The sequence below is a fragment of the Rhodoferax sp. U11-2br genome, from assembly GCF_018619435.1.
Taxonomy (GTDB): Bacteria; Pseudomonadota; Gammaproteobacteria; order Burkholderiales; family Burkholderiaceae_C; genus Rhodoferax.
Window position 1 is genome coordinate 1 of record NZ_JAHFZF010000056.1, and the last position, 10,380, is coordinate 10,380.

Genomic DNA, 10,380 nt, shown 5'->3' on the forward strand with positions numbered 1-10,380 from the left:
TTTCATACCATGACCACACCTCAACAGCCCCCCGTGTTCCGCCGTGCCGCCCCGCCGGCCCCCAAAGCACCTATTCCTGCCGGGCAAAACAACACCGCCGCTTTTGGTGCCAACGGCACGCTGCGGCTGAACAAACGCATGGCCGAACTCGGGCTGGCATCACGCCGCGAGGCTGATGACTGGATCAGCAAGGGCTGGGTCAAGGTCAACGGCCAGGTAGCCGAGATGGGCATGCAGGTCAGCCCCGATGTCAAGATCGAGATCGACAAACAGGCCAAGGGCGCGCAGGCCAAACAGGTCACGGTGCTGATCAACAAACCGCTGGGCCTGGTGAGTGGCCAGGCCGAAGACGGCCACCAACCCGCCATCACCCTGGTGCAGCCGCAAAACCGCTGGGCCGAGGACAACGCGCGCTTTTTCTTCCACCCCAGCCAGCTCAAAAGCCTGGTGCCTGCCGGGCGGCTGGACATCGACTCCACCGGCCTCTTGGTGCTGACCCAAGACGGGCGGGTGGCGCGCCAGCTGATTGGTGAAGACGCCACCATGGAAAAGGAGTACCTGGTGCGGGTGATCTACACCGGGGTCGAGAACACCGCCGCAGCCAACTCGGCCGCTGCCACCTACGCCGCCCGACCCGCTGCCCGTGCGCCACAAGCAACTGGCGCCACCCAGCAACTCAGCCGCATCGACGATGACGATCCCGTAAGTACCGATGTGCAGTCGGTGTTTCCGGCTGCCAAGCTGGCTTTACTGCGCCATGGCCTGAGTCTGGACGGACAAAAGCTCAAACCGGCCCTGGTTGAGTGGCAAAATCCAGAACAGCTTCGCTTCGTCCTGACCGAGGGCAAAAAGCGCCAGATCCGGCGCATGTGCGAGCAGGTTGGCCTGAAAGTGGTTGGTTTAAAACGCGTGCGTATTGGCCGCGTGATGCTGGGGAACCTGCCCGTTGGGCAATGGCGTTACCTGGCACCACACGAGCAGTTTTGAACCCGGCAAGTGCCGGACCTGGGTGATGTGACGGACAGGATTGGCCTCTGCGCGGGGTCTGCCGCCGTCTCGCGCCAGCACTGTTGCACACGGCAACAGCCCCAAAACGCCCTGAACCTCTTTAAAAAAGCAGACATGACATGGCCGACCCACACACTGAACACCTGGTGTTGTCATGCCTGGGCCTTTGAGCACCAACCCCCTTTTGACCATGCACCTGCCCCACGAACCCAGCCACCTGCCCCTTGAGGTCCATGACCCCAGCCAGCCGGAAGAAACAACCCGCGTCCCGCTCAAGATCGAAGACTGGCTCACGGTCATCGTGATGGCGCTGCTGGCGCTGATCACCTTCAGCAATGTGCTGGTGCGCTACTTCACCAACGAGTCCTTTGCCTGGACCGAGGAGTTCTCGGTGTTCCTGATGATTGTGTTGGCGCTGGTGGCGGGCTCGGCCTCGGTGGCGCGTAACCGGCAGATCCGCATCGAGTTTTTTGCCGACAGCGGCCCCGCCGCACGGCAAAAGGCGTTGGCACGTTTTGGCGCGCTGATGATGGCCCTGCTGTTCACCCTGATTGCCGTGTTGAGTGTGCGCACCGTGTACGACGACTTTCTGTACGGCGAAACATCACCCGGCATTGGTGTGCCGCAGTGGTGGTACACGATCTGGCTGCCGGTGCTCTCCATTGCGATTGCGCTGCGCGCCTTGGGCCTGTTTATCCGCCGGGGCAAACAGCCATGAGCGCCGCGCTACTCTTGAAGGCCACATCATGATCGCCACGCTTTTGTTTGTGGTGTTTCTGGGCATGATGTTGGTGGGTGTGCCGATTGGTGCGGCGCTAGGCCTGGCCGGTGCGGCGGCGATTGCGCTGGCCAATGCAGACGCACAGTGGTTTGGCCTGCTGGCGGTGCCGCAGAACTTTTACGCCGGGCTGGGCAAGTACCCCCTGCTGGCGATTCCGATGTTTGTGCTGGTGGGCTCGATTTTTGACCGCTCGGGCGTGGCGCTGCGCCTAGTCAACTTCGCGATTGCCATCGTCGGGCGTGGCCCGGGCATGTTGCCCTTGGTGGCGATTGTGGTGGCCATGTTCCTGGGCGGCATTTCGGGCTCGGGCCCGGCCAATGCGGCGGCGGTGGGTGCGGTCATGATTGCGGCCATGTCGCGCGCCGGTTACCCGGCTGCGTTTTCCGCCAGCGTGGTGGGGGCAGCTGCGGCAACCGACATCCTGATCCCGCCCTCGATTGCCTTCATCGTCTATTCGGTGCTGGTGCCCGGCGCCTCGGTGCCCGCGTTGTTTGCAGCGGGCATGATTCCAGGCGTGTTGGCAGGTATTGCGCTGATCGTGCCGACCGTCTGGCTGGCACGCAAACACCACATGGGTGCGCTGGAAGCCAGCCTGCCACGGCCACCGTTCTGGGCCAGCTTGCGCGAAGCGACCTGGGGCCTGGTGGCGCCGGTGCTGATTCTGGGCGGCATGCGTGCGGGTTGGTTCACACCCACCGAGGCGGCGGTGGTGGCGGTGTTTTACGGCCTGTTTGTGGGCATGGTGATCCACCGCACTATTCAAGTGCGCGACCTGTATGACATCCTGCGCGAGTCGGGCGAGTTGTCGGCGGTGATCCTGCTGGTGGTGGCACTGGCGGGCATTTTTGCCTTTTCACTGTCGACCCTGGGGGTGATCGACCCGCTGACCACGGCAATAGTCAACTCGGGCCTGGGTGAATACGGGGTGCTGGCGCTGCTGATTGTGTTGCTGATCACCGTGGGCATGTTCCTGGACGGCATCTCGATCTTTTTGATTTTTGTGCCGCTGCTGTGGCCCATCGTGCAACATTACCAGTGGGACCCGGTCTGGTTTGGCGTGATCCTGACGCTCAAGGTGGCGTTGGGCCAATTCACCCCACCGCTGGCAGTGAACCTGATGGTGTCATGCCGCATTGCCGGTGTGCGCATGGAGGCCACGGTGCGCTGGGTCGGCTGGCTGCTGTTGTCGATGTTTTTGGTGATGCTGGCGGTGATTGCCTGGCCAGAACTGGCTTTGTGGCTGCCACGTCAAATGGGATATTGAAGGATTTGTTTAACAAAAAGGAGACTGACCATGATGAAGATGCGTAGAACATTGATGGGTTTGGTGGCAGTGGCGGCCGCGCTGGGCGCGATGTCGAACACGGCACAGGCCCAGTCGTACAAATCGGAATACCGCATGTCGCTGGTGCTGGGCACCGCTTTCCCCTGGGGCAAAGGGGGCCAGATCTGGGCCGACCTGGTCAGGGAACGCACCAAAGGGCGCATCAACATCAAGCTCTACCCCGGCGTCTCTCTGATCCAGGGTGACCAGACGCGTGAATTCAGCGCGCTGCGTCAGGGCGTGATCGACATGGCGGTGGGCTCCACCATCAACTGGTCACCGCAGGTGAAACAGCTCAACCTGTTCTCGCTGCCCTTCCTGATGCCTGACTATGCCGCGGTGGACGCGTTGACCAAGGGCGAGGTGGGAGAGAAAGTGTTTGCCACGCTCTACAAGTCCGGCGTGGTGCCATTGGCCTGGGGCGAAAACGGCTACCGTGAACTCAGCAACTCCAAACGTGTCGTGCGTACACCGGCTGACCTCAAGGGCCTGAAGATCCGTGTGGTGGGTTCACCGCTGTTTCTGGACACCTTCACCGCGCTGGGTGCCAACCCCACCCAAATGAGCTGGGCCGACGCCCAACCCGCCTTTGCCAGCGGTGCGGTGGACGGCCAGGAAAACCCGCTGTCGATCTTCACCGCCGCCAAGTTGCACAACGTCAGCCAGAAAAACATCACGATGTGGGGTTATGTGGCCGACCCGCTGATTTTTGTGGTCAACAAGGAAATCTGGGGCAGCTGGACACCGGCGGACCAGGCCATCGTGCGTGATGCTGCCATTGAAGCGGGCAAACAGGAAATTGAGATCGCCCGCAAAGGCCTGGTCGAACCCGGCCAGCCTCTGCTCAAGGAGATCGCCAGCCAGGGCGTGACGGTGACCCAACTCAGCCCGGCCGAGCGCGACGCCTTTGTGGCCGCCACCCGCCCGGTCTACAACAAATGGAAAACCACCATTGGCGCCGATCTGGTGACCAGCGCCGAAAAAGCGATTGCAGCACGCAAGAAATAAAACACGGACAACACAGCCACTTCAGTGGGCGACGGCTTGGGCTGTCGCCCATTTTTTTGGGGCGTGCGTGCGTTGTTGGGGCCACGGTAACAGGTGGCAGCGGCATGGCTCGATCAGCCACTGTGATTATCCAAGAAATTGGACTCTAGCCCTTTTTCTATAAGGGCTGATAGCTACTATTTAAATAGTTGATTGGGGTAGCTGTTTTGGGCCGGGCTGCAAGCCACTTTGGGTTTTAACAAACCAGAAAGACAAGGCGGCCCCAAGCGCGGCCACACCCGCAAAGATCGACCACATGGTGTGGCCCTCCATGTTGAGCGTCATCCAGCTGCCCGCAAAATACCCCAGCGAACCACCGATGGCCGAGGCCACGCTGAGCGTCCCGAAAAACGTGCTTTGGCTGCCGTCCGGCGCCAGCTCGGTCACCAGGGTTTCAATCGCCGGCAGGATAAGGGTCTCCACCATGGTGTAACACCCCACAAAGACCAGAAACCACCAGGCCGTGGGCAACAGCGGCGCCGCGAAAAAAAAGACCGCAGCCATCACATACACCCGTGGCAAAACGGTGCGCGGTGCGGCCGTCTCCATCACGGTCATGGTGACCACCATGAACACCAAGCCCACCAGACCATTCACCAAAAACATCTTCGGTACAGCCGCGTCACCAGCGATCTGGCTCAGGTAAATCGGGAACGACACATACAGTTGGGCGAACAAAAAATACCAAGGCACCAGCGCCAGCAGAAAGAAGAAAAACCGGCGATCGTTCAACACCCGCTTCAGACTCACCAACACAACCGTCCCTTGGGTCAAAGTGGCGTCGATGCTCTTTTGGGCAAACACCCATAGCCCCAGACAGCCAAACAAAAAGCTGCTCACCACAAACGCCAGCCGCACGTCATACGTCAGCAACACGCCCGACAACAGCGGCCCCACCACCACACCCATGTTCAGCATCTGGTTGTTCAAGACAAAAGCACGCGTGGCAATGGGCAAGGGTTGTTTTGAAAAGAACGGGTACACCGACGATTCATACATGGCCACACCCACCCCCATGACCAAGGCCATCACCGCAAGCATGACCCAGCCGTGCCCAAAAGCAAAACCCAGCAAACCCAACGCACGCAGCAACAGCCCACCCGCCATAAAAAGCCGAAAGCCGTACTTGTCTGCCATCAGCCCAAACAAAAACGGCAGCACTTGGGCAGAAATGAGGTTGGCCGTCATCACCGTGGCCACTTCCCATGCGCCGAACATGAGTGTGTTGACCATGTACACCGCCAGCAGCGACACAGTCATAAAGTGCGAAGAGTTCATCAAGAACTGCGTGAGCAAGACCTTCCACACCAGAGGAGGAACTGCTTTGTAGTTTGTGATGGATTTTTTGAGCATGTGCGCCGACGAGAAATGATGCGATGGACTCGGAACCTGCGCGGTTAAACGCGACGCTGGGTCATCCCATTATGGCGGCGCAGGCTTGTTAAAGCGTGCGCCAGCTTGGTTCAAATGGTCTTGCGCTGGGAGGTGGCTGGCAACCGCACAACTTGTGCAACAAATTGGCCTCTAGCCCTTTTCCAATAAGGGTAGACAGCTACAACTTGCATAGTTATTGCAGCCACTCAGTTGGGCGACATCAGGTGAAGCGCCTGCGTCAACGCCACTGGCGCGTGGCGCCAGACGTCAACGCTTCAACGCAGCCCGGTAGGCCTGAACAGCGGGCAGAACGTCCAGCCAGCGCGCCAGGCTGTCGGGCGGCCAGTGCTGCTCGCGGTCGTAGTACTCTGGCACAGCGGGTACAGCGTCGCCAAGGGCCAGCCAGGGCTGCTTGGATTGGGTGAAGATGTGGATGTCTGGCGGCAACACGTCGGGCTGGTCCAGCGTGCCAACACGCACAAACGTGAGCACCGGCCCGGCCCCCGCGTAGTGGCTCCAGAGCGCCACACGACAGCTCGGGCAGCGTGCGATCTTTTGCCCCAAGCCGCTGTTGGACGGCGTGTGCACCAGCTCGGGTTCAACACCCAGGTTGCTGACACGGTCCGCTTCGATCATCGCGTTGAGCGCAAACGCGGCGCCCGACTCGCGCTGGCACCAGCGGCAGTGGCAACAATGCACAAACAGCGGCGCCGTCTCCATGCGGTAACGCACGGCCCGGCAATCGCAGCCGCCTTCTAGGGGGAACAGGGTTGGGTTGGTCATGGCTGTAGGGGTGTTGATGCCAAAGAAAGGGGATCTGCTCAGCAGTGGGTCAGCTTGAAGGGGCGATCCGGGCGCCAGGAGGGCTTCACTGCGGGGGCTTGGCCTGCGGCCTTCAGAAGTCATGCCCATAAACAATGAAACCGGCATGCTTGGCGACCTTGTCGTAGAGCAGGCGGCCAGCCTCATTGGTGACATGGGTTTGCCAGTACACACGCTTGATGCCTGCAGCCTGGGCCGCTTGGTACACAGCTTCAATGAGCAGTCTTCCGACACCACGGCCTCGCGCTGCCGGCTCGGTAAACAGGTCCTGGAGGTAGCAGGTCAGTTCGATCCGGGTGGTGCTGCGGTGGAACAGATAGTGTGTGAGGCCCAGCAACTTGCCGTCCTCCTCGGCCACAAGTGCAAATACGGGTTCGTTCGGATCGAAAAAACGTTGCCAGGTGGCTGCTGTGATCTCCGGCGCCAAGCTGGTATCCCCCTGGCGGCCATAGAAAGCGTTGTAGCCATCCCAGAGCGGCCTCCAGGCCCGGAGGTCAGTCGGCTGAATCGGGCGAATGAGGACGGGGTTGTGCATGAAGCTAGGGGGTGAAGGCGGTGCCAACCGCCTATTCCATGGGCTGGACAATGCTGTAGCCAAGCACTGTACGCGCCTTTCTCAGGTTGTCCAGATAGTGCGGCATGTCGGCCACCTCAACGACATCCTTGTTGGAGCTGTAGGTATACACATCGAGGACGCTGCCTGGTGTCACGCTGACTTTGGACTCCATGACAAAACTGGGGTCTTCCACCTTCGCATTTCCCCCCTTGAGCTGCCATGCCTGTGGCACAAGAATCCGCAAGGTCTGCGCCACCTGCACCGGATAGGCCAAACCAAGCGGCACCTCGCGATAAGTCGTCTTGGGGTTGCGCAGGAACTCATTCACGTCAGGCGCCGCAAAATAGGCTTCCATGTGTTTGTCATCACGCTTCTTCCAGAAATCGGTGATGCGGTAATACTCGGTCAGAAACAACTGATTGGAATCCAACTTGTCGTAAACGCTGAAGGGCTTGAGTACCTGTAAACCGGCATAGTAGGACGAATAGAAGTTTGCGAATTGCGACTGTGTCCGCTCTGCGGACTCCAGACTCAAATGGCTGCGCATGGATTCGGCGCTGCGCCCTTCAAAGGTGGTGGTGACCGTGAGATCCACCGGCCGCCCCCATCCTGCCGAGCTGTCGTAAACCGTCAGCACACGGCGGGTATAGGTGTTGGCCGGGCCATCCTGCATTTGCTGCAACGCATCCACCTGTGACCTCACCGGCAGTACATAACCGTGGTTGGGCTGGGAGATATCTCCCAGACGCCCCATCTGGGGTGACAAGGTGGCATCCAGCCAGAACTCGCGACCCTCGATACGCGCGCCCACCAGCACATGGTTGAAGGACAGCGGAGACGGCAGATCGTTGCGCAATGCCCCACCATAACTGGTATGCGCCAGGACAGGATAGACCTCGATGTCCAGAGCACGCAGCAAGGTGAGCAACAACAAGGTCTTGTCCTTGCAGTCCCCATAACGACGCGCCAGCACCAAGGCTGGGGGATTGGGGGCATGGGTGTTCACTCCGACCTCCACCCCCATGTAGCGGATACTTTTTTGCACCCACTGCAAGGCTTCCATGGCTTGGTCTGAGGGTGTCGATCCACGGGCCTTGATCTGTTCTACCAACATGTGCAGTTCCTGTGGCAAAGGCAGCGTGGACCGATACATCGGCTCCGCCCAACGCACCACGGCATTCCAATTGGGAAAGTCACTCCATTGCAGGCGCTGCTGCAGGTCATGCCAACGCGGGAGGTCATCCCGCCATGGCATCGCGCCCACATCTTTGGCGCGCCACAGGTACTCATTGACGCCGCCTTTGACGGAATGCTGGACCGGCTCACGCGCATGCAACACACGGGTGGCAATGGCTTGGCCACTGGGTGCCAGCAACCGTGCCTGCACTTGATGCACCGGCACGCCCCATTGCAGCTCGAAGCCCCCAAAAAGGTGGCCGTTGAATACCGGATTGCTGCCACGCAAGGTGTAGGAATACTCCACCACGTCGCCCACCCGCACACCTTCCAGAAAGATATTGGCGGTCTTGGTTCCGTCGAACACCAACTGCTCCAACGAGCGCTCCCGCTGCAACACCTTGACAGCATCACTCCTGAGCTGCTCAATCGCTTGCCGTCCCCGCCAGATCGTCACCGTATGCAACTGCAAGACCTGGTACGAGGGGTCAAAGCGGATCTCGATGTTGGATGACTGTTGCAACCCAGCCACGCTGGCGATCCTGAACGCGTAATGCTGAAACGCCTGCTGCTGAACGCCCACCAGGCTGGTCTGCCTGTCCACCAAAAGATAGGTGACACCCCCACTTTGGTGTTGCGCATCGTCTGGGACGCTGTCGTCATAGGCGACAGGACTCACCCATGCCGGAACCGGCACCATCTGGTAGTCCTGGGCAGTCTGGGCCCGCACTGGCACCAGCAGCACCAGCACAGTCAGGAAGACGCGCAGCATCCAGGCGCAAAAAACAGAACTACGGATTCGCATTGCCTGTGGGAAGTACATGGCCGTTCAGGAACAGTTGTGAGGATTTGAATTCAATCGTGCTGAGTAAGGTGTTGTTCTCCACCGTCAGCAGCCCATTGTTCAGGCCAGTTGCCAGCATGCTCGCCAATTGCTCCTTGGCCGCCTTGTCAAGCTGCTGCGGCGAGATGACCTGACCGGGTTGTGCCGCTGCGCGCAGTTGTGTGCCAACGATGTTGCGGATGTACATATCTACCATGGCCATGGGCAGGCTAACATTGAACCGCAATGCCATCTGTGTGAGCATCTGCTCCGGCGCCGATAGGTCCAGGCCTGGCGGCCATGCGATACGACCATCCATATGGGCGGTCATGCCATGGTACTGAACCGACAGATCCGAGATGTCTATCGTCAGACCCTGCCGGAACATGGCCCGGAGCATCGCGTTGTTGCTCTGCTGGATGACGGCGGCGAGGGCGCTCTGGGCGAGATCACTGGTTTGCACTCGCCGTTGACCCGCCACGTAGGTGGCCAGCAGCTTGCCGTCCAGATCGGCCACACGGGCTGCCAGATGGATGCGCCCCAGGCCATCCGAGGGCCAGCGGACCGAGTCGATGGCACTCTCAAACGCCACATCCACCCGATTGCCATGCGGCTTCGTCTCCAGTCGAAACGAGGTGTCACCGATCTCCCAGTCGGTATTCGATGGGCCATGGCGGACATGGAGCCGCCCCATCGTGAAGCGGTTGAGGCCCAGCCATAGCCCCAAGCTACCCTTGTGCACATTCTCGGCGTACTGGAGCTGGGAAAATTCCACGCCAGATCCCAGGCGGTCGTTGCTACGGACAAAAGGGACTTTCACAACCAGGCTTTTTTGCCGCACTTTGCGCCCGAATTCCGCCTTGCCCGTCAGTTCGGAAACCTCCAGTACATCATCATGCCAAGCATCCATGGAGAACACCAACTCGGCATCCCCATTTTTTTTGCGCGTGCCCTTCAGGTGCAGGGGATGGTCATGGCCGAAGACCTTGATCAGCTTCTGCCTGCTGGGTTCAGAAAAGCGGAATTTGTTCAGGGCCACGATGCCATTGGGGTCGGCCGCATCGAAAAAAGGCATTAACTCGGTCAACAAAGCCGCATACGCACGATAGGTATCCGTCTGCGTCAATTCAGCGACCATGTTGGCCGTTGAATCTTTGTGACTGGACGCCACGACAGGTTCCGCGTGGCCGTGACAGACCACGCTAGCCAAACAGAGGGCCGCGCACAACCGAACTCGCATCAGACATCTTTTCATCGTTCTGGCCTCACACATGCGTTTCAACGCATGCCTCCCAAGGTTGCTCTCTCAGACTTTCCATTATGCATGGGCATGTACGTGGTGCACCATCCATTGACGCCCCTCAGGCACGGACTGATCAATCCAGAATCAGCGCCAACACGACACCCCGGCAATGCCAGCAAGTGCACCCGCCTGGTCCGCCAGAAAGACACCCCACCCCTGGTATCCC

General features: G+C 59.9%; 9 protein-coding genes. 4 read left to right on the plus strand and 5 right to left on the minus strand.

The window, feature by feature from the left end:
• Window positions 1-9: 9 nt before the first annotated feature.
• The 4 genes from KKO72_RS20450 to KKO72_RS20465 all read left to right on the plus strand — a co-directional run bounded on the left by KKO72_RS20450 (window position 10) and on the right by KKO72_RS20465 (window position 4,121).
• Window positions 10-987 (plus strand): pseudouridine synthase, encoded by a 978-nt coding sequence (locus KKO72_RS20450; RefSeq protein ID WP_214943656.1) that lies wholly within the window; start codon window positions 10-12, stop codon window positions 985-987.
• 211 nt (window positions 988-1,198) lie between these two features.
• Window positions 1,199-1,726 carry a TRAP transporter small permease gene (locus KKO72_RS20455; protein ID WP_214943635.1) on the plus strand — a complete coding sequence of 176 codons (528 nt, stop codon included), beginning with the start codon at window positions 1,199-1,201 and terminating at the stop codon, window positions 1,724-1,726.
• A 28-nt stretch (window positions 1,727-1,754) separates the two neighbouring features.
• The gene (locus tag KKO72_RS20460; RefSeq protein ID WP_214943638.1) at window positions 1,755-3,053 is read left to right on the plus strand and encodes a TRAP transporter large permease; all 1,299 of its coding nucleotides are present in this window, start codon (window positions 1,755-1,757) and stop codon (window positions 3,051-3,053) included.
• A gap of 33 nt (window positions 3,054-3,086) precedes the next feature.
• Window positions 3,087-4,121 (plus strand): DctP family TRAP transporter solute-binding subunit, encoded by a 1,035-nt coding sequence (locus KKO72_RS20465; protein ID WP_214943660.1) that lies wholly within the window; start codon window positions 3,087-3,089, stop codon window positions 4,119-4,121.
• Between the two features lie 180 nt (window positions 4,122-4,301).
• On the opposite strand, the gene KKO72_RS20470 is transcribed toward KKO72_RS20465, so the two are convergent.
• The 5 genes from KKO72_RS20470 to KKO72_RS20490 all read right to left on the minus strand — a co-directional run bounded on the left by KKO72_RS20470 (window position 4,302) and on the right by KKO72_RS20490 (window position 10,049).
• Complete coding sequence (locus KKO72_RS20470; RefSeq protein ID WP_256445127.1) at window positions 4,302-5,513, minus strand: MFS transporter; 1,212 nt, start codon at window positions 5,511-5,513, stop codon at window positions 4,302-4,304.
• Between the two features lie 288 nt (window positions 5,514-5,801).
• A complete protein-coding gene (locus KKO72_RS20475) occupies window positions 5,802-6,317 on the minus strand; it encodes a GFA family protein (protein ID WP_214943644.1) in 516 nt (171 codons plus the stop codon).
• A 112-nt stretch (window positions 6,318-6,429) separates the two neighbouring features.
• Window positions 6,430-6,891, minus strand: a complete 462-nt coding sequence (locus KKO72_RS20480; RefSeq protein WP_214943647.1) for a GNAT family N-acetyltransferase — start codon at window positions 6,889-6,891, stop codon at window positions 6,430-6,432.
• A 31-nt stretch (window positions 6,892-6,922) separates the two neighbouring features.
• Window positions 6,923-8,860, minus strand: a complete 1,938-nt coding sequence (locus KKO72_RS20485) for a DUF3857 domain-containing protein (protein WP_214943650.1) — start codon at window positions 8,858-8,860, stop codon at window positions 6,923-6,925.
• 19 nt (window positions 8,861-8,879) lie between these two features.
• Window positions 8,880-10,049, minus strand: a complete 1,170-nt coding sequence (locus KKO72_RS20490) for a DUF945 family protein (protein WP_214943653.1) — start codon at window positions 10,047-10,049, stop codon at window positions 8,880-8,882.
• Window positions 10,050-10,380 lie beyond the last annotated feature (331 nt).

Coding starts and splice junctions, on each gene's coding strand:
- KKO72_RS20460 (WP_214943638.1), top strand. CDS start 1,755: ATGATCGCCACGCTTTTGTTTGTGGTGTTTCTGGGCATGATGTTGGTG.
- KKO72_RS20475 (WP_214943644.1), bottom strand. CDS start 6,317: ATGACCAACCCAACCCTGTTCCCCCTAGAAGGCGGCTGCGATTGCCGG.
- KKO72_RS20465 (WP_214943660.1), top strand. CDS start 3,087: ATGAAGATGCGTAGAACATTGATGGGTTTGGTGGCAGTGGCGGCCGCG.
- KKO72_RS20450 (WP_214943656.1), top strand. CDS start 10: ATGACCACACCTCAACAGCCCCCCGTGTTCCGCCGTGCCGCCCCGCCG.
- KKO72_RS20455 (WP_214943635.1), top strand. CDS start 1,199: ATGCACCTGCCCCACGAACCCAGCCACCTGCCCCTTGAGGTCCATGAC.
- KKO72_RS20480 (WP_214943647.1), bottom strand. CDS start 6,891: ATGCACAACCCCGTCCTCATTCGCCCGATTCAGCCGACTGACCTCCGG.
- KKO72_RS20485 (WP_214943650.1), bottom strand. CDS start 8,860: ATGCTGCGCGTCTTCCTGACTGTGCTGGTGCTGCTGGTGCCAGTGCGG.
- KKO72_RS20470 (WP_256445127.1), bottom strand. CDS start 5,513: ATGCTCAAAAAATCCATCACAAACTACAAAGCAGTTCCTCCTCTGGTG.
- KKO72_RS20490 (WP_214943653.1), bottom strand. CDS start 10,049: ATGGTCGCTGAATTGACGCAGACGGATACCTATCGTGCGTATGCGGCT.